This window comes from Sphaerisporangium rubeum (assembly GCF_014207705.1).
Lineage (GTDB): Bacteria > Actinomycetota > Actinomycetes > Streptosporangiales > Streptosporangiaceae > Sphaerisporangium > Sphaerisporangium rubeum.
Genome location: NZ_JACHIU010000001.1, coordinates 1,012,398 through 1,037,184, shown reverse-complemented (window position 1 = coordinate 1,037,184; position 24,787 = coordinate 1,012,398). Strand labels below are relative to the sequence as shown.

At 64.2% G+C, this 24,787-nt stretch carries 22 protein-coding genes and 2 pseudogenes; 15 read left to right on the top strand and 9 right to left on the bottom strand.

Going from position 1 to position 24,787, the window contains the following annotated elements:
* Positions 1-243: 243 nt before the first annotated feature.
* A pseudogene (locus tag BJ992_RS04225) lies at positions 244-545 on the bottom strand (transposase); the annotation flags it as partial.
* Between the two features lie 488 nt (positions 546-1,033).
* On the opposite strand from BJ992_RS04225, the gene BJ992_RS04220 reads away from it, so the two are divergent.
* The 4 genes and pseudogenes from BJ992_RS04220 to BJ992_RS34115 all read left to right on the top strand — a co-directional run bounded on the left by BJ992_RS04220 (position 1,034) and on the right by BJ992_RS34115 (position 4,611).
* The gene (locus BJ992_RS04220; RefSeq protein ID WP_184978629.1) at positions 1,034-1,513 is read left to right on the top strand and encodes a hypothetical protein; all 480 of its coding nucleotides are present in this window, start codon (positions 1,034-1,036) and stop codon (positions 1,511-1,513) included.
* Entirely contained in the window at positions 1,510-3,969 is a 2,460-nt protein-coding gene (locus tag BJ992_RS04215; protein ID WP_184978628.1) for a M48 family metalloprotease, read from the top strand. The genes BJ992_RS04220 and BJ992_RS04215 overlap by 4 nt, the downstream gene beginning before the upstream one ends.
* A 10-nt stretch (positions 3,970-3,979) precedes the next feature.
* Positions 3,980-4,162 (top strand): annotated as a pseudogene (locus tag BJ992_RS34500) (transposase); the annotation flags it as partial.
* 125 nt (positions 4,163-4,287) lie between these two features.
* Positions 4,288-4,611 carry a transposase gene (locus tag BJ992_RS34115; protein ID WP_343072496.1) on the top strand — a complete coding sequence of 108 codons (324 nt, stop codon included), beginning with the start codon at positions 4,288-4,290 and terminating at the stop codon, positions 4,609-4,611.
* 206 nt (positions 4,612-4,817) lie between these two features.
* Here BJ992_RS34115 and BJ992_RS34495 read toward each other — a convergent pair whose 3' ends face one another.
* Positions 4,818-5,282 (bottom strand): ATP-binding protein, encoded by a 465-nt coding sequence (locus BJ992_RS34495; RefSeq protein WP_184978627.1) that lies wholly within the window; start codon positions 5,280-5,282, stop codon positions 4,818-4,820.
* Positions 5,279-5,617 (bottom strand): hypothetical protein, encoded by a 339-nt coding sequence (locus BJ992_RS04200; protein ID WP_184978626.1) that lies wholly within the window; start codon positions 5,615-5,617, stop codon positions 5,279-5,281. Before BJ992_RS04200 ends, BJ992_RS34495 begins: the two co-directional genes overlap by 4 nt.
* A gap of 104 nt (positions 5,618-5,721) precedes the next feature.
* Between BJ992_RS04200 and BJ992_RS04195 the strand changes: the two genes are divergently transcribed.
* Positions 5,722-6,645 (top strand): helix-turn-helix domain-containing protein, encoded by a 924-nt coding sequence (locus BJ992_RS04195; RefSeq protein WP_221474680.1) that lies wholly within the window; start codon positions 5,722-5,724, stop codon positions 6,643-6,645.
* Positions 6,642-6,887, top strand: a complete 246-nt coding sequence (locus BJ992_RS04190) for a DUF397 domain-containing protein (RefSeq protein ID WP_184978625.1) — start codon at positions 6,642-6,644, stop codon at positions 6,885-6,887. Before BJ992_RS04195 ends, BJ992_RS04190 begins: the two co-directional genes overlap by 4 nt.
* On the opposite strand, the gene BJ992_RS04185 is transcribed toward BJ992_RS04190, so the two are convergent.
* Positions 6,835-8,060 (bottom strand): IS3 family transposase gene (locus tag BJ992_RS04185; RefSeq protein WP_184987567.1). Its coding sequence is split into 2 segments (ribosomal slippage): positions 6,835-7,748 and positions 7,748-8,060, totalling 1,227 coding nucleotides; the frame shifts between segments, so codons are not numbered across the junction. The two genes, BJ992_RS04190 and BJ992_RS04185, sit on opposite strands and share 53 nt — an antisense overlap.
* Positions 8,061-8,507: 447 nt before the next feature.
* On the opposite strand from BJ992_RS04185, the gene BJ992_RS04180 reads away from it, so the two are divergent.
* Positions 8,508-10,070, top strand: a complete 1,563-nt coding sequence (locus tag BJ992_RS04180) for an ISL3 family transposase (protein WP_343072495.1) — start codon at positions 8,508-8,510, stop codon at positions 10,068-10,070.
* 240 nt (positions 10,071-10,310) lie between these two features.
* On the opposite strand, the gene BJ992_RS04175 is transcribed toward BJ992_RS04180, so the two are convergent.
* The 3 genes from BJ992_RS04175 to BJ992_RS04165 form a co-directional block, all read right to left on the bottom strand.
* Positions 10,311-11,726, bottom strand: a complete 1,416-nt coding sequence (locus tag BJ992_RS04175) for a replication initiator (protein WP_184978624.1) — start codon at positions 11,724-11,726, stop codon at positions 10,311-10,313.
* The gene (locus BJ992_RS04170) at positions 11,723-11,980 is read right to left on the bottom strand and encodes a hypothetical protein (RefSeq protein ID WP_184978623.1); all 258 of its coding nucleotides are present in this window, start codon (positions 11,978-11,980) and stop codon (positions 11,723-11,725) included. Before BJ992_RS04170 ends, BJ992_RS04175 begins: the two co-directional genes overlap by 4 nt.
* A gap of 451 nt (positions 11,981-12,431) precedes the next feature.
* Positions 12,432-13,949, bottom strand: coding sequence for a recombinase family protein (locus tag BJ992_RS04165; protein WP_184978622.1), 1,518 nt, complete (start codon positions 13,947-13,949; stop codon positions 12,432-12,434).
* Between the two features lie 74 nt (positions 13,950-14,023).
* On the opposite strand from BJ992_RS04165, the gene BJ992_RS04160 reads away from it, so the two are divergent.
* From BJ992_RS04160 to BJ992_RS04130, 7 genes are all read left to right on the top strand, one after another.
* Entirely contained in the window at positions 14,024-15,148 is a 1,125-nt protein-coding gene (locus tag BJ992_RS04160) for a recombinase family protein (protein ID WP_184978621.1), read from the top strand.
* Positions 15,149-15,845: 697 nt separating this feature from the next.
* Positions 15,846-17,252, top strand: a complete 1,407-nt coding sequence (locus BJ992_RS04155) for a replication initiator (protein WP_184978620.1) — start codon at positions 15,846-15,848, stop codon at positions 17,250-17,252.
* 153 nt (positions 17,253-17,405) lie between these two features.
* The gene (locus tag BJ992_RS04150) at positions 17,406-18,185 is read left to right on the top strand and encodes a helix-turn-helix domain-containing protein (protein WP_221474678.1); all 780 of its coding nucleotides are present in this window, start codon (positions 17,406-17,408) and stop codon (positions 18,183-18,185) included.
* On the top strand, positions 18,176-18,505 hold the full coding sequence (locus BJ992_RS04145; protein ID WP_184978618.1) for a PCC domain-containing protein: 330 nt from the start codon (positions 18,176-18,178) through the stop codon (positions 18,503-18,505). Before BJ992_RS04150 ends, BJ992_RS04145 begins: the two co-directional genes overlap by 10 nt.
* Positions 18,506-18,654: 149 nt before the next feature.
* Positions 18,655-19,035: a hypothetical protein gene (locus BJ992_RS04140; protein WP_184978617.1), complete on the top strand. Its 381-nt coding sequence runs from the start codon at positions 18,655-18,657 to the stop codon at positions 19,033-19,035.
* Positions 19,036-20,053: 1,018 nt separating this feature from the next.
* Complete coding sequence (locus BJ992_RS04135; protein ID WP_184978616.1) at positions 20,054-20,365, top strand: hypothetical protein; 312 nt, start codon at positions 20,054-20,056, stop codon at positions 20,363-20,365.
* Between the two features lie 11 nt (positions 20,366-20,376).
* A complete protein-coding gene (locus BJ992_RS04130; RefSeq protein WP_184978615.1) occupies positions 20,377-21,396 on the top strand; it encodes a hypothetical protein in 1,020 nt (339 codons plus the stop codon).
* A gap of 338 nt (positions 21,397-21,734) precedes the next feature.
* Here the strand turns inward: BJ992_RS04130 and msrA are convergent, their stop codons facing one another.
* Positions 21,735-22,397 carry a peptide-methionine (S)-S-oxide reductase MsrA gene (msrA, locus tag BJ992_RS04125; protein WP_184978614.1) on the bottom strand — a complete coding sequence of 221 codons (663 nt, stop codon included), beginning with the start codon at positions 22,395-22,397 and terminating at the stop codon, positions 21,735-21,737.
* A 188-nt stretch (positions 22,398-22,585) separates the two neighbouring features.
* Between msrA and rarD the strand changes: the two genes are divergently transcribed.
* The gene (gene rarD / locus BJ992_RS04120) at positions 22,586-23,533 is read left to right on the top strand and encodes an EamA family transporter RarD (protein WP_184978613.1); all 948 of its coding nucleotides are present in this window, start codon (positions 22,586-22,588) and stop codon (positions 23,531-23,533) included.
* A gap of 252 nt (positions 23,534-23,785) precedes the next feature.
* Here rarD and BJ992_RS04115 read toward each other — a convergent pair whose 3' ends face one another.
* On the bottom strand, positions 23,786-24,781 hold the full coding sequence (locus BJ992_RS04115; protein WP_184978612.1) for a polyprenyl synthetase family protein: 996 nt from the start codon (positions 24,779-24,781) through the stop codon (positions 23,786-23,788).
* Positions 24,782-24,787 lie beyond the last annotated feature (6 nt).

Genomic DNA, 24,787 nt, shown 5'->3' with positions numbered 1-24,787 from the left:
AGGGATGGGCGCGCCTGTCAGTTGTGCCGAGCTGTCAATCTAAGACCGTGTCCTACGTGGTGAGCCGGGCAAACCGCTTGTAGCAGCACAGAGTTGCCGCGAGGCCGAGAAAGCCAGGTAGTTGCCGGAGTAGCGTTCGTAGCGGTTGATGGGACGGCCATGGCGAGGGTGGTGTGGAGTTCGGTCACCTCACTCCTTCATCCCCATGCCCCGCTAACGACCGTTCACCACGTAGGACACGGTCTAAGACGGTGACTCATTTGCGAGTCGGCGGTAGCAAATGAGGGCCGCAGCGAGGGCGACGAAGGACGCGAAATGGTCGGCCCGGCGCTCGTAGCGCCGGTGTGAGCGGCGACAGCCGGCCAGCCAGGAGACCGTCCGTTCGACGACCCACCGGTGACGCCCCAGGCGCTGGCTGGACTCGATCCCACGGCGGGCGAGGCGCGGGACGATGTCCCGGCCGCGCAGGAACGCGCGCAGGTGGGGATGGTCGTAGCCCTTGTCCCGTGGAGCTTCGCAGGTCGGCGCCGTCGCGGCCCGCGACGGGACATCGTCCGCCGCAGCCCCACCACCTGCGGGTTCTAGAGGCGATCCTGGCGCTGGCATAGCCGTTTGGGATGACGGGCTTGACGGCGACGCCCGAGAAGAACAGGCCTTCGACGATCTTCGCGCCGACTCTCGTCGGCCCATCGTGTGCGTCTGAGGGTGCCGGCGGCCTTCATCGCGCGAGCCCGTGCTTGCAGGCGCACACGATCAGCTGGCGCGGTCACGGGTGCCTATTTTGACAGCAGGCGATGTCCGATTTCTCCGATGATTGCCTGCTATTAGGACATGTGAACGGTGGTGGTGACAACTGAATGGGTGGGTGAGGCCCGTGATTTCACGAAATACTCTCTCTATCATGATTCACGGGATACTGTTCGAGCATGACTGAAGGAGGCTGGCTCCCGAGCATGGGTTCCTCAGGGCGGGATACGAGGGTCCGCTTCAGGGGGTGGGACATGGCCATCGATGCCATGAGGAGGAGGACTCGATGACCGAGTTACTGGCGGAGGACGCGCTGGTGACCGAGGTGGCCCGGGTAATGGTACAACGGGCCGCACCGAGTGAGGTGCCGATATTCGACCCGTTGTCCCGCGCGTATTTCGCCGACCGAAAACGCGCCCTGGCGGGTGACGACAAAGGCAGTGGGTTGCTGGGCTTCGGTGTGGCCGAGGTCGCCATGCTTGCCACCCCGATTCTTCTAGAGGCATCGCATGGGGTGGTGACCACCTTGATAGCCGAAGGTCTGTTACACCACACCAAATCGACCATCCGCCAGATACGCAGGCTCTTCGGCACCGACCAGGAGCCCGAGGACGAAGGACCTCTGCCACTGACCCCTGAACAGTGGGCAAGGGTAAGGGACATCGTCCGCGACACGGCTGTCAGCTTGGGCACACCCAAGACGAAGGCGGATCTACTGGCGAACGCGGTAGTGGGTCGCGCTCTACTCGGGGACACCCTCGAGTGAGTGCCTCCGCCACCCCGCTGATGCCGGAAGCTGGAGCACCGCAAACAGATAACACGGCACGGGTTCGATCACTGCTGCGAACACGCTCGGGAACCGGCATCCAGTTCACTCTCCTGATCGTCGCCATGTCCGCGATCAGTGCCCAATTGTTCATGATGCTTTACAGCAGGGTGCCTGAGCGGGGCGAGGACATCAATGCGACCACGCAACGATGCGTAAACGAGGCTGCGCTGATCCGCGGGCGACCCGCCGTGGGCCTCGACGATCTCCTCGATAGTCTGAGCCCTGCACGAGTTGGAGATCAGAGGGTCCTGGAGTACCTCGAACGCTGCATAATGCCGTCGAATCTGCGGTGGGCGGCCGGGGCCGGGCTGGGGCTGATGGCCGAATTCGTGTTCGCTATCCTGTTGTACGCACTGCATCCGCCATGGATCATCCGACGTTCCCGGCTGACTCCACTGAATCAGAACGAATCACCGGATCTCATCGGAGAACTCAACGATCTGTCTCGGCAGGCCGGACTGTCCCGCCCGCCTCGCTGGCTTCTGGCCCCCTATTCGGCCTCGGCAACGGGCCAGGTCTTCGGCACGTTTCTCCGTCATCAGGTACGTCTCGACGCAGGCTTGGTCACCCGCTTCATTGCCGACCGGCCAGGTTTCCGCGCAGTCGTTCTCCACGAGCTGGCTCATCTGCGTAACCGTGATGTGGGCAGGACCTACGCGACCATCGCTCTCTGGCGGGCATTCATCGTGACGGCAGTCGTTCCGTTCGCGGTGATGATGCTCCAGCCTGGGCTGGTCAACCTTCCGTGGAACTGGAAATGGAGCGTTCCGCTCCTGATCTCTGATCCCATCGACACCAGTTACTGGCTCACGCTGGTGGCTTCGACGGCGTTACTGATCTATATGATCCGCAATGCTATTTTCCGTACGCGCGAGGTTCACGCGGACGCGATGGCTGCGGCACTGGAGGGACAGGGTGAGATCCTCCCCCGTGTCATTGTTGCTCTGCCGCTGCCGTCGACGCGACGGTGGCGCACCTCGTTCAGCCCTCATCCCTGGCCCGGCGTGCGCCTCGCCACCATAAAGGACCCGGGGCGTTTGACGCGTATCCGTCTCTGGGAAATGGTCGGTGCCGGCCTTGCCGCAGGTCTGCTCACACGGTCACTGGGATTCGCCATATCCGTGGTGATGTTAGAGAAATCGTTGACGGCAACGATGCTGAGCGCTGTCCCAGCCGGGGCCCTCATGGCCGGCCTGCTCGCCGCGGGCCTGTACCGCGCGACCGCCGGTGCGACTCTGTGGCCAGGCCCGCATGCCTGGCTTGCCCCGGCCGCGATGCTCGCTGTCGGCTTCGTCATAGGAAACAGCCTTGAGCCGGCGGGCACATCCGACGGATGGGCACACTTCGGCTTGGCCTTCACCGCAGTCCGGACCTTGGCTACCGTTCTCCTGCTGCTCGTAGGTGGTCTTCTTTTGACGGGATGGATCATTTCCACCGCCCGCATTGTTGCGTCCGATCGGCGAGTGTCCAACATGACGATCGTCATCGCCGCCGTCACGGCCGCGCCCTGCTTCTCGATCTGGTTCGCCGTGGATCGGTCGGGCGGATTTTGGAAGGTCACTCCCGGGCCGGACCCGTTCCCGGGCGCTTCCATTGCATGGTATGCCAAATTGTCTCATTGGACCCAGTTCAGCAACAGCGCTCTATTGGGTCTGGAACTCGGGATACCCACCGTGGCGGCCGTCCTTACTCTATGGCTCGGGCCCATCCTGGTATCCCGTCACCAGTCCGCGAATATGCCCTTGCCTCGGATCGGTCGGGCGATGGCCGTGGGTTTCTGCGCGGGTCTGATCGTGGTTGCCCTCGGCGTGGGCTTGACTTTTTTGATGGATGGTGTTGTGGCTCCCGATGCCCGGGGATATATTCCTAGCGACGATCTGATTGACTCGGGGTCTCCGCCTTTTTTCGGCTTGATATGGAGAGACTCCTACACCATGGTTGCGACCCTAGGACTCGCCACCGCCGCTGCGGCGACATCGGTCGTCACGACACGCCTGCGCCCTGCACTCGTCCTGCTCTCCATCTCGACAGCCGGCATCATCGCGGTGCTGGGCAGAGCTCTCACCTGGACGACCGCCTTCTGCATCGACCTTTTCAACTTACCCGGAACGCAATGCCAGGCCCCTGTTCTCTCTGTCGGTAGTTACACCTCGGATTTACAGGTGATTCTCGCCAGAGGGCTCTTGGCCGCCATTCCCGCAACCCTGGTCGCTACCGGGATCGGCAGGATCCTTCGCCAGCATCGGACTGTTTTGCATGGAATTTCCGTCGAGCAACCTACGTATCAGACCGCCTGGCCGCGTCACATCACCGTCCTCGTTGCGTTGATCGTGCTGTCCCTTGTCCTTGCTGTCATCGTCAATATCCCTGCGAACATACGGTTCTGGATGTGACGCTTTCCCGGTGGGGCTCAAGCAACCGGAGTCGGCCCGCGGGACGCAGAACACGCCTGATGAAACGGTGTTCGCGGCCATCGTTTACGTCTTGGTGAGCGGATGCGCCTGGCGGGCCCTGCCGCCGTGTTTTGGGATATCGAAGTCCACCGTGCACCGCCGGTTTGTGATCTGGTCGCGGGCCGGTGTGTGGAGGAGGCTGCACCATGCCGTGCTCGACAGACTTGCTGCCGCCGACCTGCTGGATTTGTCTCGTGTCGTGCTGAACTTGGCCCACGTACGGGCGAAAAAGGGGGCGACGATACAGGACCGAGCCCGGTGGACCGGGGCAAGCCGGGTTCGAAGATGCACATCCTGTCCGACCGGTCCGGGCTGCCCCTGGTGGTCGGTGTCTCATCTGGTAACACCCACGACAGCGAGCGCCTCAAGCCCATGGTGACCGAACTCCAAATGAGACACCACCCTCGCCATGGCCGTCCCATCAAGCCCGGCAAGCTCCACGCGGATAAGGCGTATGACCGCGATGACCTGCGCCGGTGGCTACGCGGCAAGCGCATCGCCGTTCGTATCGCCCGCCGGGGAGTCGAGTCCAGTCAGCGATTAGGCCGGCATCGCTGGGTGATCGAACGGACCATGTCCTGACTGACCGGCTATCGACGACTCACCATCCGCTACGAACGCTACTCCGGCAACTACCTGGCTTTTCTCGGCCTCGCGGCAGCACTGTGCTGCTACAAGCGGTTTGCCCGGCTCACCACGTAGAACACGGTCTAAGTGTGCCGATGGAGCCGGCGGCAGCGCGGGGAGAATCGACCACGCCGCCGCCTGGCCGAGCAGCGGTTCTCCCGCTACACCATGGGGTCTGATCTGCGGGACATAGAGCTAGGAACGCGAGGGGTGAGCATTTCAAACCAGACAAGCCGACCGGTGGGGTCTTCCATCCATCCCCATTGATGGGACAGCTCTTGGATCAACCACAGACCGCGCCCGTTCTCCGCCATAGGGTCGGCTTGCGGGAGAATACGCGGGACGCTACCAGCTTTGGCCCCAGCATCGTTTATCGAGACGCGGATCATCCTCTGGTCCGCGAATACCCGTAGCCTAACGAAGCCTGGGAGTCGACCTGAGTCGGAATGCTTGATCGCATTAGTCATTAATTCGCTGGTCAGTATTTCTAGATCTTCTGGGATTGGGACTCCGACAAGGGTCAGTTGTGCGCAGACGTACTCACGTGCAAGTTGAACCGAGCTGGCACGGGCCAGCAACAGAACATTGCCGATCTGGTTCAACGGCTTGTCTGGCGACCGGTTCATTGGGCTAGTTCCCAAACTCGTTCGACGGCGTCAGGATCGCGGGTGCTCACGCGATGAGCACGACTCCGGCCCCAGGCGTAGAACCAGACTTGGTTAATTTGTACGACCATGATTTTTACCCTCTGCGAAGCGCGAGGGAACAAGAGCGTTACCGCGTTGTTCGTGGGGATGCTGAGCACCGTGCCGACGCCGCGCTTGTTCAGCTCCCAAGCCAGTCGTACGAGATGGGTGTACTGAATCTCCTTGATGGTGCGGGGTTCGCGTTTTGTCGTGGCGGAATCACCTCTCGTTCTCCTGAGCGGAGACGCCATTGCACCGGGGACCTTGTCGCCCATTGTTGACTCCCCAAAGTCGGGTGGGGATGGCCTCTTGCCGGTACCATGGTGCAGTCGTCAACCTGGAGATGGCAAGATGCCATCGACAAGTTTCCGATTTGCCCATGGTGGTCCCATGGGGTGATCTCGCACGGCACACTGCTGTCAGAGATGAGGTGATCGGGTTGACCATGGGGAGCAGTCCCACAGTGAGGCGGAGACGACTTGCCAGCGAGCTGCGCCGGATCCGGAAGGAGAAGGGCCTTACGGCCGAAGCTGTGGCCGACAGGCTCGAACTTGATCCGTCGTGGGTGAGTCGCATTGAGACCGGCCGGCGTGGAATCAGAGCGATCGACCTACGGGCATTGCTCGATGTGTACGAGATCCACGGGGACGCTCGGGACGAGCTTCTGACGTTGGCGCGACAGGCCCGGCAGCGTGGTTGGTGGCACACCTATGGGGACGTGGTTCCCGAATGGTTCCAAGTGTTCGTGGGGTTGGAGGCGGAAGCCGCCGAGGTGCGGAGCTACCACTCTGAGCTGATACCTGGGCTACTCCAGACGCCGGAGTACTACGGCGCGTTCCTGGCTACCGCTGCTACAGGGGCGAGTACTGAGGAGATCACTCGAAAGATCGACTTCCGGGTGGCCAGGCAGGAGCGGGTCACCGGGGACAACCCGCTCAAGCTGTGGGTGATTGTGAACGAAGCCGCTGTCCGGCGGCCTGTGGGTGGCGCGGACGTGATGCGTGCTCAACTGCAACACCTGATCGAGATGTCGCGTCGTCCGAACGTCACTCTTCAAGTGCTTCCGTTCAGCGCAGGGCCGCACCCCGCCATGGACGGAGGCTTCGTTTCCCTGGGCTTCCCCGAAGCACCAGACCCGGACGTGGTGTATCTGGAGAACCAGGTTGGTGCTGTGTATCTGGAAGAAAGAGTGGCAATTGACCGGTATAACCTGGTGTTCAACCACTTGCGAGCCAGAGCACTTGATCCGGATCAGACCCGGAACCTCCTCGCTCGTGTATCCACTGAAGGGTGGGGATCATGAACTCTGAAGCCGCAGGGACGGAGACTGGCCCGCCTCGCTTGCGCTGGCGCAAGAGCACCTACAGCAACAACGGGGGTGACTGCGTCGAGGTGGCATCCAACCTGCCCGGCATCATCGGAGTCAGGGACAGCAAGACCCCGACCGGCCCCGTAGTCACCGGGGCTTCCCCCATGAACGTGAACACCGATTTCAGGCGGCAGGCTTCAGGTTATCTGGCGTCTTCTCGTAGGCGATCGGGCTGAGCTGGCCGAGTTTGGAATGCCGCCGGACGGTGTTGTAGCGGGTGATCCAGCGGAAGACGGCCAGGCGGGCGGTGCGGGCGTCGGGCCAGTGGTGCGCGCCCTGCAACGTCTCGCGTTTCAGACTCGCGTTGAAGGACTCGGCGGCGGCGTTGTCGGCGCTGGTCCCGGCCGCGCCGCGCGAGCGGGTGACGCCGAGCCGGCTGCAGACCCGCGCGAACTCCCGCGAGCAGTACTGTGCCCCGTTGTCGCTGTGGAACACCGCGCCGTCCAGACGGCCGCCCCGGGTGTGCGCCGCGGCCTGCAGCGCGTCCACGACAAGCTCGGTGCGCATGTGATCGGCGATCGACCAGCCCGCCAGCCGGCGTGAGCACAAGTCCACCACGGTAGCCAGGTAGAGGAACCGGCCGCCACCGACGGGCAGGTAGGTGATGTCGCCGACGTAGCGGGTGTTCGGCAGCCCGGCGGAGAAGTCGCGCTGGATCAGGTCCGGCACGGGTGCCGCATCCGGCTCCGGGATGGTGGTGCGGACCTTTCTGCGCAGACGCAGCCCGGCGATGCCGTGCTCGCGCATCACCCGTTCCACCCGCTTGTGGTTGACCACGATCCCGGCCGCACGCAACTCGGCCGTCATCCGAGGCGAGCCGTAGGTGCCGTCATGCTCGGCATGAATCCTGCGTACCTGCTCGGCCAGCTGCTCATCGGCCTGGCGGCGGGCCAGCCGCGCCGCGGCGCCCTTCAACCATCGGTAGAAGCCCGAGCGTGACACCTGCAGCACCCGGCACAACCGCTTCACCCCGTAGAGCGCCTTGTGATCCTCAACGAACTGGAAGCGGTTCACCAGTTCGTCTCGCCCGCGAAAAGCTTGGCCGCCTTACGCAGAATGTCCCGCTCTTGCTCCAGCTCCCGGATCCGCGCCTTGAGCTGCTTGTTCTCCTGTTCCAGCACGTCGTCCGAGGGTAGGTGCCCGGCCGGCGTGTCCTTGCCGGTCCTGCCCCCGCCGGCCGCTCGTTGCCCGCCTTCACCCCGAGCCTGCGCGGCGCGTACCCACACCCGCAGCGTCTCGCGGCTGACCCCCAGATCCCGCGCGATCGACGTGATCGTCCGGTCCGGCCTCGACAGCACCAGCGCCACCGCGTCGGCCTTGAACTCGGCCGGATAGTTCTTCATCACCATCAGAGACATCTCTTCCCCTGGACCTCAAGATCCAGTCTCCAAGGTGTCCACGTTCAGGGGGAAAGGCCCACCGTCACCCCTGAGCCATGGTCGGCGTTCCTGCACTACATCAAGCAGGCTGACGCCATCTAGGCATCGCGTTGAGACGGTGATCAGCGTAAGAGCCCCTACTCCGGTGGGGGCTTTTGCGTGTTCGACAGGGATGCGCCTCCGGCGGGGGAATCAGGCTCCGGGAGCAGTGCAGGGGTTGCCGAAAGACCGTAGCGGGTTGCTGTGGAAGCCTGTCCGACCCGCTGCCGTCATCCAGGGCAAAGCCAAGCAGACCAGGGGCAGGGGTACCAGGTCGTTCCTCCAGTAGGGGTTCTGGTTCACTTTTGGTGATCGGGTGACGGTCGGTGATCAATGCTGTGATCATGTGTGCTGTGCGGTTTTGGCGATCTTGAGGTGATGTTTCCGCATCTGCGTGGGGTTTCCGTGGAGCGGGTCGATCGAATGCCCTCTGGCCTGCGGATAGTGGGGCGTACGGTCGGTCAGGGGGCGGCTTGTACGGCATGTGGCGTTCTGTCGTTGCGGGTGCATGGCCGCTACAGGCGCCGGCTGGGTGATCTGGCGGTGGGTGGCGAGCCCGCGGTGATCGAGCTGGAGGTACGGAGGTTCGTGTGCGTCAATCCGAGCTGCGGGCGCAAGATCTTCGCTGAGCAGGTGCCGGAGGTGACCTACCGGCACGGGCGGCGCAGTCTGCCGCTGACCATGGCCTTGGCGTCGATCGCGCTGGCTCTGGCCGGTCGTGCCGGGGCTCGTCTGGCCCGGGTGCTTGGGTCACCGGCCAGCAGGACGACACTGCTGCGGGTGATCCGCGCGTTGCCGGAGCCGCCTGTCACGGCGCCGGTGGTCCTGGGAGTCGATGACTTTTCACTGCGCCGTGGCAAGGTATACGGAACGGTCCTGGTGGACATGATGACCCGCCGCCCGATCGAACTGCTGATCGGCCGGGACGCTCACACGCTGGCCACGTGGCTGACCGCACACCCGGGAGTCGAGGTCATCTGCCGGGACCGGGCGAGCAGCTATGCCGAGGCCGCCCGTAGCGCGGCACCCCACGCGGTCCAGGTGGCCGACCGATGGCATGTCTGGCACAACCTCATCGAAGCCGTCGAGAAATGCGTCATCCAGCATCGCGCCTGCCTGCCCGAACCCTCCTCGGCAACCGCGAACGACCCCCAGCGGCCACCGGCACCGGCCGGCGGCGATGAACTACAGATGCAGACCCGGCTGAACACGCGGATCCGCGAGCGCTACGCGCTGGTTCAGGAACTACTCGCCCAGGGGCACGGCATCAAACCGATCGCACGCAGGCTCGGCCTTGCGCGAGGAACCGTGCAACGTTACGCCCGCGCGGCTACCGTCGACGACAAGCTGACCCAGGCCGCCCGGCCGAGCAACCTCGACAACTTCAAGCCCTACCTGCACGAACGCTTCACCGCAGGCGTCACCCGACCGATCCGGCTATTTGAGGAGATCCACGCCCAGGGCTACAACGGCAGCTACCACAACGTCCGCGACTACGTCCGCCGCCTGCGTACCTGGGCCCGGCACCACCCGGCGTCCGCGCCACCTCCACCGGTCCACACCGTGGTCACCTGGATCACGACCCACCCCGACAACCTCACACCCGACCACCAGCAAGCACTCGGCCAGATCCTGAGCAGATGCCCCGAGCTGACCGCACTCACCGGCCACGTCCGCCGCTTCGCCATCATGATGAGCAAACGCAACGGCACCCAGCTCACCCACTGGCTCACCCAGGCCGCAAACAGCGATCTCCCCGGCCTGAACTCCTTCATCCGCGGCATCGAACGAGACCACGCCGCAGTAACCGCCGGCCTCACCCTCCCCTGGAGTTCCGGCCCCGTCGAAGGCCACGTCAACAGAATCAAGATGCTCAAACGCCAGATGTTCGGCCGGGCCAACTTCGACCTACTCCGCCGCCGCGTCCTCTCCTCCACCTGAGCACCATCACACCCCGCAACCAACCACCAAAAACGAACCAGAACCCAGTAGGGGGCTCCACCTGGCACCCCTGCCCCTGGCCCGCTTGCCCCAAGGGGCGGGATGACGGCAGACGGGACGGACAGGCAGGCGGGTTGCTGTGGGTGGCCCACGTGCAAGACGGTGGGGCCGGCGGAACTCCCCCCCGATCACCATTCGGGTATCTACGGCATTCCGCCGGCCACGCCACTACGTCAGCGGTCAGTCCCCCTCACTCGCCGACTCCTGGCGTTGTTGCTCGCGTGCGATCCGGCGCGCCGTCGAGATGCGCTGTCGTGCCAGCTCAGCCCAGAAGTGTTCCCCGTAGCGATGTCCGCTGCCGACGTAGCGCCACTGTCCTGCTGTGACCGTCTCACGGGTACCAGGGTCCGGCAGGCCCCGCCGCTCACGGGACGCTTGCGCCTGATACTCGGCCCGAGCCTGACGCAGCGCGCCGAGGGTCGTGGAGTAATGACGGCTCTTGGTGGAGAAGTGGCCCCGGTAGCCGAGCATGTGAGCCCACTGCCGCAGCCGCAACGACCCGAACGCCGATTGGCCGTCCAGGACGAAGCACGTATAGATCATGCGCCGCGCGTGTTCGGTGACCTCCAGAGCGGATACGTATCTGACGTCACGGATCGGACGGTCCACCGTCCCCGCGGATTCGGCCCCTTTGGTGGCGTATTTGGCAATGTAGGACGCGACCCGCTGGTCCGCCACGCCTTCCAGGGTGCTGGACACATAGATGGGTTCCACGTCGAGCTGACTTCCCCATCGGCCGACGAACCCCGAGCCGTCCTCCGGGACCGGGACTGTGATGGACGCCGCCGTTTCCCTGATGGTGTCCTGAAGGGCCGGGACGGTCGTCCAGCCGGGGGGACGGTCGGCAGGGCCGTCCGGTCCGTCCAGGCGGATCACGGCGTGAAAGTGGACCAGGCCCCGCGCTTGATACTCGGCAACCTTGGCGTACGACAGCCTCATGCGCTTGCGCAGGGCCGCACGGGTGATGCCCAGCCGTCGCGCGAACGCGGCCGGAAGCGCTTGGGTGAACCGCCGCCACAGCTCACCGGCGTGCGCGTTCCACAGCACCGCGCCGACGTAGTCGTAACAGTCCACGCAGACCGGTTGCCCGACCTGGGGGTCATCTTCGCCGTGATGTGCCCGGCACCCTTGGGGCCGTCCGTGTTCGCACACGGGGTTGTCGCGGCGTGGCCGGCACGGCAGTGGCTTGCCGTTCTTTTCCCGCCGGACGTGGACCGCGCCGAACGACGGAGCGGTGAACGTGGCGAACACCCGAGGGTGAGCGCTGACGTCCTCCGGGACACCCTTGCCGCCACGCAGGCCGGACAGGATCAGGTGATAGGTGTCGTCCCGGTACACCTCGGCACACGCCGCACACCGGGAGGCACGACGGTTACCGCAGGCGGTGAGCAGGTACCCGGTTGGTTCATCGGCCGTCCGGTACACGTCCAGGACCTCTAACGCGTTGTCGAACGTGATCCGGTGACCTTGCAGCCGGATCGGTTCGGCACAGCCGCCAGTGGCGCGCACCATCTGTTGCCACCGGGGGAAGTCCGGCATGGCCGCACGCCGAGCAGCGGCGAAGACCTCAGGAGAGAAACCAGGGACGTCGCTCATGCGGCCGTCCCGTCCCGGTCAGGGGCCGGTTTCTCCACGTGTTCCGGACCTACTTCGACGCCGAAGACGACCGCGACACGTCGCCACTTGTCGGCGGACCATTGCGGCGACTCGGCAGCTTTGCGCTTGCCCCACTCCTGAGCAAGTGCGAGGTGTGGCACCAGTTCGTCGGGTACCAGTGGAGGACTCCTTTCGCCGAAGGGAGCCACCGTGGCACGGGACGGCGAAAGCACCATCGCGAGCATGCCGAACATGCGGCATGGGGTGACGATGATGCTTTCAGCGAGAGAAATATGGAGTGTTTAAAAGTATGTGCGCGATGATTTATAGACCGGTTGGCGCGCCAATTTTTTGGCCTACCACTGGGCCGGGTCCCTCCAGTGGAACGGCAACCATGTATTTAAGTTATATTTCCCGGTAGATTATTCGCGCCGAACAGTTCGCGGGCCGGTTTCTCGCTGTTCCTGTCTCTCGTGATCGGGTGACTTGGACGTCTTCAGGTGTACCACTTCAACAACGCATGGCACCAGGCGAGGGTTCCCCGGTCGGACACCGATTGGGATGTCCGCCGACGTCCGTCCGCGTCCTGGGACGTCCCTAGAAGTCCGGCCCCACACTTTCCATGACGGCAAAAAGCAAGAGGGTTGTCACCCCTCAGACAGAGGCGACAACCCTCGAAGCGTCCAGGACGTCTAGGACGTCTTGTCAGTCCTCACGCCACACCGGTTCCAGCAGGTCAGGGTTGAAGATCTTCTGACCTCTGCCGGCCGGACGGACGATCACCGTGTGCAAAGCCTCGCGGATGTAGGTCCTCTTCTGAGAGATCGGCAACCCGCCTTCCGCCTCAGGTAGGAACCACCGCCGCCGGATCTCCGCGACATCGGTGACGGCCCGCTTGCGGCGCAACTCGGCCGAGGCGGCGCTCTTGCTGACTTCTCCGCGCAGTCGTGCTATCTCCTGCTCCAGACCCGGAGCGAGCTTGAAGAACAACTCATTCCCGATGTGACCCGCGTTCCATTGCGCCATCAGCCCGTCCAAACGTTCTTGGGCCGCCTTGAGCCGTTCCTCCGCGTGCGGGTTGCCGCCTTCCTCGGGTTCGGTGAAAGTCGCCTCTTCGAGCTTCGCCAGAACGGCTTCGGTCACGAAGAGGTCAACCAGGTCTCCCCGCCGGCTGCAACGACCACAGCCACCCTCCGCCTTGCTCCGGCAGACGTACGCGTGGTGGCCCGCCCCTTTCTTCACGTTGACCCGCATGGGGGTGTTGCAGAGGCTTCCGTCTTCTTTGATGCGACCACAGCGAATGATGCCGGACAGGAGATAGGCCGGGTCACGGTAGTCGGCAGGGTGAGCCCTCCCGATCTGCATATCCCTCGTGATGAAGTGGCCCTTCCGCGCGTTGAAGACGGCACGGATCGCGTTCCATTCCTCCCGCGTGAGGATCGTCGCCCACCTGCCGACGATCGGCTCACCGTCCGTCCCGCGAACCAGTTCCCCGTCCAACTCCCGCAGGCCACAGGTGCGGGGGTTCATGAGCGCGACTTTGAGGGAGCGCACGCTCCAGTCGTTACCGAGCGACGTCTTCACGCCATGCCTCTGCCACTCGCGGGTGATCGAGTACATGGAACGTCCGCCGAGGAAGGCCCGCGCCGCCTGTCGAAGGAGTTCGGCCTCACGCTCGTTCAACGTCAGCCGGTCTTCGTTCCACCCGAAGGGACGCGGCCCGCCGGACGGGGTCCCCGCTTCGGCGCGAGCGCGATGCGAACGCCGTGCGCGGCGCTGCATCTTCCGTACCTCCATTTTGGAGATCACCGCCCCGAACAGTCCCATGCTTTCGACGTCTTCGCTGTACAGATCCTTGCTGCCCCTGGCATCGGCGAACACGCGGCCGTCCTGGAAGGTGAACGCGTCCACGAAGCGCTCATAGTCCCCTGGACGCCGCGCCAATCGGTCTTCCGCCACGATGACGACACCTTGGACAGGTGTGCCGTCCGGCAGCTTGCCGGCGCGCAGTGCGCGGACCATCGCTTCGAAACCGTCGCGGACGATGCCTTCCTTGGCAGCCGACTTGTCGTTGTCGGTGAACTCGTGGACTACTGTCCAGCCGCACCGTGCGGCCGTCTGGCGGTTGACCTTGTGCTGATCTTGAACACCGTGTTCGTCCCGTTTGGTGTCGGCCGAGATACGTGCGTACGAGACCACGGGGACGGGGGGATTCGTCGGCATCCTGCGCACCTCCTGTGGACATCATGCCTGAGATGCAGAACTAGAAGAACCTGTACAGCGAAGACGTCGAGAGCATGGGGCTCTTCGGGGTGGTCATCTCGAAGATGGAGGTCCGGAAGATGCAACGCCGCATGCGGAGTTCCCACCGGGCCCGCGCCGAGAGGGGCGAACCGGTCGGTGGGACTCGGCCGTTCGGCTGGCAGGCCGATCGCTTGACCTTGGACGCTGACGAAGCGCCGCTTCTCCGACAAGCGGCGATCGACTTCATCCGGGGACGTTCAATCCACTCGATTGTCGTTGAATGGCAACGCCGGGAGATCATGACGTCGCGCGGCAACCTCTGGACGTCGAGATCGCTGCGGTTGGCGCTGGACAACCCTCGCATGTGCGGCTGGCGTCAGCTCGGCGGGGAACTGGTCCGGGACACCAACGGTGATCCGGTCGTGGGGCGATGGGAGCCCGTCATCACCCCTGATCAGTGGTTGGCGATCAAGGCCATCATGGATGCCCGCCGGGGTCGTCAGGTCTACCCAGGTGGCAAGATCGGCGATATTCGTCCCCCCGACTTTACGGAATACCGGTACCTCCTCACCGGCATCCTCCGATGTGGACGTGTGAAGCCGGACGGCGCGACCTGCAACGCGTCCATGCGTGTCACCCACCAACGTGACTGCAAGCAGCACATCTACGTGTGCCCGGACAAGACGCAAGGCGGGTGCGGCGGCGTGGGCCGACGCGGTGACCTCGTTGACTTCTTCATTTCGGAACTGGTGCTCACGAAGATGGAGGAAGAGGCGACGTTCACCAGCTCCGACACGGTGACGGCGTGGCCTCGGGAGCAGGAATACCAGGACGCGAGGAACCGGCTAGAAGCGCTCACCCAGCAGTGGGAGGCGGGCCAGGTGACGAACGACCACTACTTCCGCTTGCTTCCTCGGCTGGAGAAGTCGATCGCTGATCTTCGCGCGGAGTCGGCCAGGTTCAAGGCGTCGAACGAGCGGCGGCAGGCTCGTGCGACAAAGGACACAGCGGAGATCCGTAAGCGCTGGTACATGCCGGAGGAAGAGGGCGGGTTGGCACTGTCCCAGAAGCGTGGCCACGTCAAAGAGGCGTTGCACGCGGTGGTCGTCCATCCGGCGGGCAAGGGACGGAAGAAGTTTGATCCGAACTTGCTCGTACCGATCTGGCGCGAGGAATGACCGGAAGACGTCCAGGACGTCTCGGGAGCCGTCAGCCTAACTCCGGGGTGATGGCTCCCTTACTTTGGGCCGGAAATACTCCTGCACAGACGGACGTCTACACACGCCTACAGACACGGAGGGACGTCCTGAGACCCGTGTGGTTTGTCGCATGAAAGGAACGCTGAGCTGCGCTTATCCGTTGTGAAGTGGTAGATGTAGAAGAGTCCGAGAGTCCCCCGATCCCGTCGAAGCAAGCGAGAAACCGGCCGCGACAGCAGACGCGAGCGCACGAAAGCCACCGGGCGAAAAGACATGATCAGCCGTTCCGCTGGAGGGTCCCGGCCCAGCGGTAGGCCTCAGAACTTGGCAGCGCTCACCGGTTAACCCGTCGCAGACAAACACTCCATGATCTCCTCTCGCTGAAAGCACCACCGCTCCACAGGCCGTCACCTGTCCTCGGCCTGCCGTGCGTTGGTGCTTTCGTCGTCTTCGGACGAGGCGGGTGGCTTCCGTCCGAGGAAAGGAGGCCCCTGCTGGTACCCGATGAACTGGGACCGTATGCCGCGCTTGCGGAGGAGTGGTGCAAGCGCAAAATCGCCGAGTCGCCCCGGTGGTCTGCGGACAAGTGGCGCCGCATCGCCACCATCCACGGGATGGAGTACGTCGATGACGTACCCGCCCCCGCCCCGTCCGCCGAGAGTGGGAGGGATGCCGCATGAGCGAGGCTCCCTCCTTCTCCCCCGAGGTCTTCGCGGCTGCTCGACGCGCATCCATGCCGGACTTCGCCCGCTGGCAACAGATGGTGCGCGCAACGGGAGGATGCGCCGAACCGATCCGGCTCCAGGGCCACCGGATCACGTTCGACTCCGCCCTAGAGATCCTGGACGTCTACCAGACGGCCGATGAACCGAGCGGATACCTGCTCACCGCCTGCGGCAACCGCCGTGCCTGCCGCTGCCCCGCCTGCTCGGAGACCTACCGCGACGACACCTACCACCTGATCCTCTCCGGCCTGCGGGGCGGCAAGGGTGTCCCCGAAGACGTGAGCGCCCACCCACGCGTCTTCGCCACCTTCACCGCCCCGTCCTTCGGCGCCGTCCACGCGCGTCGCGAACGGGACGGCAAGGCGCTGATGTGTCGGCCTAGGCGAGACAACCCGGTGTGCTCGCACGGACGGCCGGAAAGCTGCGGCGCACGGCATGAGGAAGATGATCCGCAGGTCGGGCAACCCGTCTGCGTGGACTGTTACGACTACGTCGGCGCCGTGCTGTGGAATGCGCACGCGGGTGAGCTGTGGCGGCGCTTCACCCAAGCACTCCCGGCCGCGTTCGCCCGGCGGCTGGGCATCACCCGTGCGGCACTGCGCAAGCGGATGCGGCTGTCGTACGCCAAGGTCGCCGAGTACCAGGCGCGGGGCCTGGTCCACTTTCACGCCGTGATCCGCCTCGACGGACCGGACGGCCCCACCGACCGTCCCCCCGACTGGGCCGCCGTCCCCATCCTCCAGGACGCCATACGCGAGACGGTGGCATCCGTCTCGGTCCCGGCGCCTGACGACGGCTCCTCCTTTGTCGGCCAGTGGGGAAGTCAGCTCGATGTGGACCCCATCTACGTGTCCACCACGCTTGAGGGTGTCGCAGACCAACGGGTCGCGTCCTACATCGCCAAATACGCCATCAAAGGCGCCGAGTCCGCCGGGACGGTGGACCGCCCGATCCGCGACATCAGGTATGTGTCAGGGCTGGAGGTCACCGAGCACGCCCGGCGCATGATCTACACGTGCTTCATCCTGGACCGCAAGCCGGAGTTCCGGCTGCTGCCCTTGCGGCAGTGGGCTCACATGCTCGGCTACCGGGGCCACTTCTCCACCAAGAGCCGCCACTACTCCACCACCTTGGGTGCCCTGCGGCAGGCACGGGCCGACCACCAGGCCGAAGCCTCTCGGCAACGGCGCGGCCTCCCAGACCTCGACACTCGTCAGACGGTCACAGCCGGAGAGTGGCGGTACGTCGGCAGCGGGCACCGCGACGGAGAGCACTTCTGGGCGGAACTCGCGCGGCAACAAATCTCCACCGCCCGCCGGATCGCACGCGAGCAACAGCACTCGGAATCCGCGGGATAGGGTCGGCCGCCTTCGTACGTAGTGGAGTGGCCGGCGCCAATGCGAAGCATCCCGAAGGGGCCGCGAAGCGGTTGGGGCCGGCGACGCCACCCTTTGCAGAGTGAGCACCCCGATCCCGAGGTCGTCAGAAGCTCCCAAGCGTACGATCGGGACGTGTCGATCGGACCCCTGATCAAAGACCTCCGTGAAGCGGCCGGACTCTCCCAATCGGAGCTTGCCGACGTCCTTTGCGATCTCTCCAGCAGGCCGACAGTCACCCGCGAAACGGTCTCACGCTGGGAGAACGGCAAGCGCAAACCAGCGTTCTGGCTCCCGTTCCTGGCCCTAGCGCTGAACGTCCCTCTGAGTGTCTTGGAGTTCGGGGAAGTGAGAAGACGTACGTTCGTCGTGGGCACCGCTCTCGGCGCGTTGAGCCCGATGATTCCGCCGACCACCAGAAACACCGCAGCAGAGATCGTGACATCGATCGCGAGCGGCGATCCCAGCCCCCTGGCCACCGTCCAGACCTCCCACGAAACCGACTTGCTCATCTCGCACTTCGCGTCACAGGACATGGCGACCGTGCGCCATCTTGTTCGGTGGCTCGATGAGGGCCCGCCCGTCCTGCGGGTCAACGCATGTGGGATCGTCGCGAAAACCTCGAAGCTCGATTTGATCGACTCCGCGACACACGCACTCCGGCGTGATGCGGAGGTTCGTGACCTCTACATGTGGGCTGTCGGCAAACGTGTAGGTGACAACCCGAAAGCCCTGATCAAAGAGCTGTACAACCCCAAGGACGCCGGGGCTCGCTGGTGCTCGGCGATGATGCTCCGTCAAGGCCCGGCCGAGTTGGTGACTCCGGCCCTCCGCGCCGCTCTACGATCTGAGCCGATCCCGGAGAACATCCGCACCATTGGCCTGATCCTGAACGGAGCTGATCCGTGCATCTGATTGAGATCAAGAACGCCGAACTGCTGGAGACGTTGCAGGCACGCGTCACCGAACTCGGCATCACGAACGGCGCGGTCGTCTCACTCATCGGCGCCGTCGACTCGTTCCGCATCTCCACCATGCCGGAAGACGACGCGACGAAAGACATCGTGACCGACTACGAATTCCCCGCCGAGATGAACGGCACCGGCGAGATCGTTGACGGCGTGCCGCACATCCACGCCGTGATGGCAGTACAGGGCGACAGAGGCATAGCAGGCCATCTCCACGCGGCCTCGGTGGGCACCTGGTTCGCCCGCGTCTACATTCAGCCCTTCTAGGAGAAATGTCGGCGAGTGGCCACCCTCCCTGGCCACTCCCCGAGCGCAGGTAGGGGCGTTCCCTGGGAATGTGCTTGCGGCGACCCCGAGACACTCCCGCTGCTGGCACAACAGATGCCCTGGAACGAGCACTGGGAGGAGTCGAAGCAATGGTCGCAGGCTGGAGGGTGGACCGCCGAGAGGAACAAGCCGAGCGTCACCGTACTTACCTGGCGAAACTGGTGCCCTTACTCGAAGAACAGGGCCTCTTCACCCTCATCACGAAGACGGTCAAACTGTCCGTGGCGGGCGGCGACTACAAGGCTTCCACGTCCATGCTGGACTTCTACCCTCCGGAATTGGACGTCTGGGGTGCCGACGGATCGCCCGTCACGACCATCGCCATTGACGATGGACGCGCCAGCGAAACCCCGTGCTACACCTACCGGCGGCGCGGTGGCGGCGCCCCGCAAGTGCTGTGCCCCATCGACGCCCCTGCCGACGGCGCACAGTCGGTAGCGGCGATGGCCAAGGCAGGACCCGAGCGGTAGGGCCCGGTTGCCGTGTATCCCTACATCCCCCACGATCCACCGGAAGATCAACGGCAAGCGAATCCGGATACCGTCAAGCGGGTCCGCTCGGCAGTGGCGGACATCGTAGAGAGCGAACGGCGACGGCGCCGAGCTGAGGGCCTGGTGCACTCCTGGGACCTCAACCGTGAGGACCTCGACAACGCGGCCGTCTCGTTGGGCATCCCCCCGGTGTCCGATGAGGAGTGGAGCACGATCCTGGCCGTACGCGGCAGGCCAGACCAACCACCCCCTGATCACATCGTGCTGGATGGGTGAGGGCGTAAGTAGTCCGGCACGATGGAGCCCCCCACCGGGGAAGCGATGGTGGGGGGCTCATCCATGCCGGGCAAGTTTGCTGCGGGCAGTTCCCCGGGCTCCCGATGGACCGGTGCGAAGCGCCGGGCCTTCGATCGCCCCCGACCCCGTGTGGAGACAAGCCGCCGCATGGCGATCGTAGAGCTGTACTGACGGATGCCTAGGGACGTCTGCCACCCTGCTAGCCAGTAGCTTGGCGGTCCCTCGCGTAGACGCTTCTCGCGGCGCAAGGCTGCTCACGTGCGGCGGTCGGTGCTCCCGGCCGGGAGGGCACCGGCCGCGCGGCGCGTTTCGTGTCACCTCAGCCATAGTCACTCGCTGCCGGCCACGGTCGGCGATACGCGAAGTCGGCGATCGTCACGGCCGTTGCCGGAAAAAAACCAATTGGTGGCGTGTTTGCTCGAATGTCTGATTGCAAAATAGGTCGTCGTACGTTGGAAAGTTGTGTCCCGTGGAGCAAGACGCTCACAGCCGTTCACACTCGCTCTAAGAATTCGAAACCTTTCTCGACACCCTTCGAGTTAATCGCACTAGCAAACAAGGCCAATGTGCCACGTGGTGCCACGTGCGGTAGAGGCCCTCCATCGCCGCGAACCCGCTGGAACTACAACATACGGCAACGTATCGATTGCCAGTCTGGCATACTCATGGCGTACTAGCGCGTCCTCTGGGGGTGCAGCGAATGAGTATCAAGGTCAGGCGTGGGGTTGCGGCGGCAGGGACAGTGGCAATCGCGGCCGCGGTGAATGTGGCCACTGGGATGCTCACCCAGCAGTGGGACCTGGCCTGGTGGATCGCGATCGCCGCACTCGTGGTGATCGGCGGGGTTATCCAGGCATGGTTGACCATTGCTGAGCCGACATCGCCTCCCATCCGGACTCAGAGCATTAGCAACACAAGAGTTAATGGGTCAGCGAAACAGATCATGAACGTTTCGGGGGAGCAGAGGGTGTCAGATTCCGATGTAGGCGGCGACCTGTCACAGAGCCAGTAACAGGAGCGGCAATGGCCTCCAGATGGCGACGTCCATCATTTCCTTGGTTCAGGGCTCACGGAAAAAGTAGAGAAGAGAAGACTCAAACGATCAAGCATTCGACCATTCATGGAAATGCTTATCAGACGATTATTAATTTGACATCTACCCGTTGGCCAAAACTTTCAATAGCGGCGGCAGTATTGATCTTAGCCTTAACAGTTGCTCTCGTTTACCCACGCGGTGGTGCATCAGAGGCCACTCCAACCCCATCTCCGATGCCAGGTGAGCAAAATGTGCAATTCACCATCGTCGACATCTCAGAGTCTGGTCCTCTTCAGTTAGCCACACCGGCCGATGTGCGACTGACTTCACAGCAAGTGCGATATCTGAAAGAGTGGTCATATACTAACGAAAATCCCCACGGATACGGAGATCGCATCCGCGGGGACCTTCAGGCTGTTGGTGCTGCAAGCGTTAACAAGCAGTATTTGACAATCAAGCTCGCAGGTCCGCGGAACCAGTCGATATCCATTGACGAGATACGACCCGTGAATATCAAGCGCACAAAGCCCCTCACTGGTGCCCTTGTGAATTTTCCGCCACAGGATGGCGGCGAAGCCCTCCAAATGATTCTCGACTTCGATGAAGCGCAACCTCAGGCTCGCGACAAGGCTGGCAAAGACTTCGAAGAGGCCAAACCAGGTGACATCTATTTCCGCAATCGAACCATTACTCTCAAGAATGGCTTCGAGGATACCGTTATTATAAAGTCGATCACCACGCGATGGTCCGTCAGCTTCGAGCTTCGTATTGACTATCGCATTTCCGGGAAGCCTAAACATTTAATACTAACAAACAATGGCAGGCCATTTGCCCTCACGGCGCTCAACTGCACCAGGCCCACCAAACTCATACCAGACGGCTGGATCGATGGACGCATTTCCTATCAGGATATCTGGGAACTTGGTAATACCACGATGACCCGCGCTTCCAATCCCGCCAATCATCCGGTCGGCTCCCCATACTGTCTGCCGCCAGATGCAAAATAGAACCTGTCTGGCCCTGTCACTTTAGAGTCCGAGCGAAACAGAACGGTGTTGATCAAATCACGGCCCTCAGCTTGACGCGCTCGTCGTCGTTGCTGTTCGTGCGTGCTTTGTATGTCTGCTGCAAGTTCTCTGGGAGTCGTCAGGTCGCGTGGGCGGCGGTGGCCACGACCGGCCGAAGAGCCGCAGCGCGGCCAGCGACGCCCGAGGCGCGGCAGACCGCCGCAGGCGGGCTGCCCTTGACCTTGTAGAGAAGATCCTCGCCGGAAATAGCGCTGGCCCAAGATCAGGGCCGGGCATGCCGGGTGATCCTGGGCCACGGTGATGGTGAAGCTGCTGGTCTACGCCTCGCCGGTGGTCAGGCCGATGGGGCAACTTACGCCGGTGCCGCCGATGCCGCAGTAGCCGTTTTTATTGCGGTGGAGGTACTGCTGGTGGTACTCCTCGGCTGGGAAGAACGGGGGGGCCGGGGTGATTTCTGTGGTGATCTGGTTGTGGCCGGCGTTGGTCAGGGACTGTTGGTAGGTGTCGCGGGTTGACTCTGCGGACTTTTGCTGGGTGTCGGAGTGGGTGTAGATGGTGCTGCGGTACTGGGTGCCTACGTCGTTGCCCTGGCGCATGCCTTGGGTGGGGTCGTGGGACTCCCAGAAGACCTTGAGGAGTTCCTCGTAGGTTACTTCGGCGGGGTTGTAGACGACTCGGACCACCTCGGCGTGGCCGGTCAGGCCGGAGCAGACCTCTTCGTAGGTGGGGTTGGGGGTGTGGCCGCCCTGGTAGCCGACCAAGGTTGTGACTACGCCTGGGGTTTGCCAGAACTTGCGCTCGGCGCCCCAGAAGCAGCCGAGGCCGAAGTCGGCGGTCTCGGTGCCTTCGGGGTAGGGCGGGGAGAGGGGGGTGCCTAGGACGGCGTGGCGGTCGGGGAGGGGGATGGGGGTCTCCCGGCCAGGGAGGGCTTCGGCGGGGGTGACCACGGACGTCTTGTGCTTGGCGAAGAGCCAACCCATTTGGGGACACCTCCGGTTGGGAGCAGGGTCTCGGGCCAGGGTCCTCGGGTCGAGGTCCCCTGGCGAGGGGTGCAGTTTGAGCAACCACGGGGTGGGGTGGGTTGTTCCCTGGGGTTAGCTTCGCTTAACTGTTGGGGGTGTTGTTGCTTATTTGTGGTTAAGGGGTGGGGCGGAGCATGATGGGGGGCATGTCTGACTCACGACGTGGTGTCCTGTTTGGTGTGGCTGCGTATGCCATGTGGGGGTTGTTTCCGTTGTACTGGCCGTTGTTGCGGCCTTCGGGGGCTGTGGAGATCCTGGCGCACCGGATCGTCTGGTCGCTTGTCGTGGTGGTCGGGGTGCTGGTGGTGCGGCGGCACTGGTCGTGGGTGAGGGGGATCGTGCGGCGGCCTCGGACGTTGCTGCTGCTCACGCTTGCGGCGGCGGCGGTCACGGTGAACTGGGGGGTGTACATCTACGCGGTGAACAGCGGGCATGTCGTGGAGAGTTCGCTGGGGTACTTCATCAATCCGCTGGTCAACGTGCTTTTTGGGGTTGTGGTGTTCGGGGAGCGGATGCGGGGGTGGCAGTGGGTCGCGGTGGGGCTCGGCGCGGTGGCGGTGGTGGTGCTGACGGTGGACTACGGGAGGTTGCCGTGGATCGCGTTGGTGCTGGCGGTGAGTTTCGGGACGTATGGGTTGCTGAAGAAGTCGGCGGGGGTGGGGGCGGCGGAGAGCATGGCGGTGGAGACGTTGGTGCTGCTCGGGCCGGCGTTGGGGTATCTAATTTTTCTGGGGGTTCAGGGTGACGGGACGTTCGGTGGGTTCGGGGTGGGGCATGCGGTGTTGCTGGCGGGGGCGGGGGTGGTGACGGCTGTGCCGTTGATGATGTTCACGGCGGCGGCGATCCGGGTGCCGCTCACTGTGCTGGGGCTTATGCAGTACATCGCGCCGATACTGCAGTTCCTGTGCGGGGTGCTGGTGGCGCGGGAGGTCATGCCGACGAGCCGGTGGGTCGGGTTCGCGGTGATCTGGCTGGCGCTCGCGGTGTTCACCTGGGATGGGTTGCGGCACGCGCGTGCGGTACGGCGTGCCGTGCCGCACGTGGATCGGGGCCGGCCTCTCGCTCAGCCTGAGCGGTCTGCCACGTTGGGGTGAACCGTGTGAGGGCCTGATGAAGGGTCGAGAGCGCGTGGGGTCTGGTGAGGTCGACTGGTCCGGCCGAAGGGTCTGCCTCATAGGAGAGAGACGTCGTGGTCAGAAGGAGCGGTCGGCCACATGGGCTGTGTGGGGACCGGGGGGCCTGGGTCGGAGGTCGGTCGGCCGCACAGACAGGGCACATGGGGCTGGTCAGAAGGAGCGGTCGGCCACGTTAGCGGTGCGGGGCCGGGTGGGTGGGGTGTGTGGGGGTCAGCCGGAGCGGTCTGCTACGTAGGTGCAGAGGGCTAGCAGGGCTTCTCGGGCTGGGATTTCTGGGAGGGTGAGGAGGTCTTGCCTTGCGCGGTCCACCCAGGCCATCAGTTCGGCTCTCGCCTGGGTCATGGCGGGGTCGGCGCGCAGGAGGGTTACGGCTTCCGCTACGTGTTCCTCGGGGACGGGGCCGCTGAGGAGGTCGTGGAGGCGAGGGTTCGCGGGGGGGTTCGCGGCCAGCGCGTACAGGACGGGGAGGGTGCGGATGCCTTCGCGGAGGTCGGTGCCGGGGGTTTTGCCGCTCTGGCCTGCCGAGGACGCCACGTCGAGGAGGTCGTCGCCCAGTTGCCAGGCCACGCCGATGGCTTCGCAGGCGCTGGTGAGGCGGTCGACTATCGGGTCGGGGGCTCCGGCGAGCATGGCGCCGAAGCGGCCGGCGGTGGCGATCAGGGAGCCGGTCTTGTCGGCCAAGACCTCGAGGTAGTGGGTGATGTCGTCGACGCCGGTGCGGGGGCCGATGGTCTCGCGGATCTGGCCGCGGACCAGGCGGGAGAAGGTGCGGGCCTGGATGCGGACGAGCTCGGGGCCGAGGTCGGCGAGGATCTCGGAGGCCTGCGCGAACAGGTAGTCGCCGGTGAGGATGGCGACGGTGTTGTCCCAGCGCGCGTTGGCGGACGGGGAGCCGCGGCGGACCGGGGCCTCGTCCATGACGTCGTCGTGGTAGAGGGTCGCGAGGTGGGTCAGTTCGATGACCACGGCCCCCGGCACGACGCCGGGGGCGCTCGGGTCGCCGAAGTGCGAGGCCAGCAGCACGATCATCGCGCGGAAGCGCTTGCCCCCCGCCTCGATGAGGTGCTTGGACGCCTCCGCGACGAAGGCGTCCTCACTGTCGGCGGAGGCCCGCAGCAGCTTCTCGACGGCGTCGAGACCGCTGGCGATGTCCGCTGCCAGTCCCTCGTCGATGAAAGGCAGGTCGACTACGGGCGGCGCGGCCATGAGACT

What these genes read in the sequence shown, in the direction of transcription:
- BJ992_RS04130 (WP_184978615.1), top strand. Translation starts at nt 20,377, where the DNA reads ATGGCCTCCAGATGGCGACGTCCATCATTTCCTTGGTTCAGGGCTCAC.
- BJ992_RS04190 (WP_184978625.1), top strand. Translation starts at nt 6,642, where the DNA reads ATGAACTCTGAAGCCGCAGGGACGGAGACTGGCCCGCCTCGCTTGCGC.
- BJ992_RS04195 (WP_221474680.1), top strand. Translation starts at nt 5,722, where the DNA reads ATGGTGGTCCCATGGGGTGATCTCGCACGGCACACTGCTGTCAGAGAT.
- BJ992_RS04155 (WP_184978620.1), top strand. Translation starts at nt 15,846, where the DNA reads ATGAGCGAGGCTCCCTCCTTCTCCCCCGAGGTCTTCGCGGCTGCTCGA.
- BJ992_RS04135 (WP_184978616.1), top strand. Translation starts at nt 20,054, where the DNA reads ATGAGTATCAAGGTCAGGCGTGGGGTTGCGGCGGCAGGGACAGTGGCA.
- BJ992_RS04180 (WP_343072495.1), top strand. Translation starts at nt 8,508, where the DNA reads ATGTTTCCGCATCTGCGTGGGGTTTCCGTGGAGCGGGTCGATCGAATG.
- BJ992_RS04170 (WP_184978623.1), bottom strand. Translation starts at nt 11,980, where the DNA reads ATGTTCGGCATGCTCGCGATGGTGCTTTCGCCGTCCCGTGCCACGGTG.
- BJ992_RS04160 (WP_184978621.1), top strand. Translation starts at nt 14,024, where the DNA reads ATGGGGCTCTTCGGGGTGGTCATCTCGAAGATGGAGGTCCGGAAGATG.
- BJ992_RS04165 (WP_184978622.1), bottom strand. Translation starts at nt 13,949, where the DNA reads ATGCCGACGAATCCCCCCGTCCCCGTGGTCTCGTACGCACGTATCTCG.
- BJ992_RS04115 (WP_184978612.1), bottom strand. Translation starts at nt 24,781, where the DNA reads ATGGCCGCGCCGCCCGTAGTCGACCTGCCTTTCATCGACGAGGGACTG.
- rarD (WP_184978613.1), top strand. Translation starts at nt 22,586, where the DNA reads ATGTCTGACTCACGACGTGGTGTCCTGTTTGGTGTGGCTGCGTATGCC.
- msrA (WP_184978614.1), bottom strand. Translation starts at nt 22,397, where the DNA reads ATGGGTTGGCTCTTCGCCAAGCACAAGACGTCCGTGGTCACCCCCGCC.
- BJ992_RS04140 (WP_184978617.1), top strand. Translation starts at nt 18,655, where the DNA reads ATGGTCGCAGGCTGGAGGGTGGACCGCCGAGAGGAACAAGCCGAGCGT.
- BJ992_RS04175 (WP_184978624.1), bottom strand. Translation starts at nt 11,726, where the DNA reads ATGAGCGACGTCCCTGGTTTCTCTCCTGAGGTCTTCGCCGCTGCTCGG.
- BJ992_RS04200 (WP_184978626.1), bottom strand. Translation starts at nt 5,617, where the DNA reads ATGGGCGACAAGGTCCCCGGTGCAATGGCGTCTCCGCTCAGGAGAACG.
- BJ992_RS34495 (WP_184978627.1), bottom strand. Translation starts at nt 5,282, where the DNA reads ATGAACCGGTCGCCAGACAAGCCGTTGAACCAGATCGGCAATGTTCTG.
- BJ992_RS04220 (WP_184978629.1), top strand. Translation starts at nt 1,034, where the DNA reads ATGACCGAGTTACTGGCGGAGGACGCGCTGGTGACCGAGGTGGCCCGG.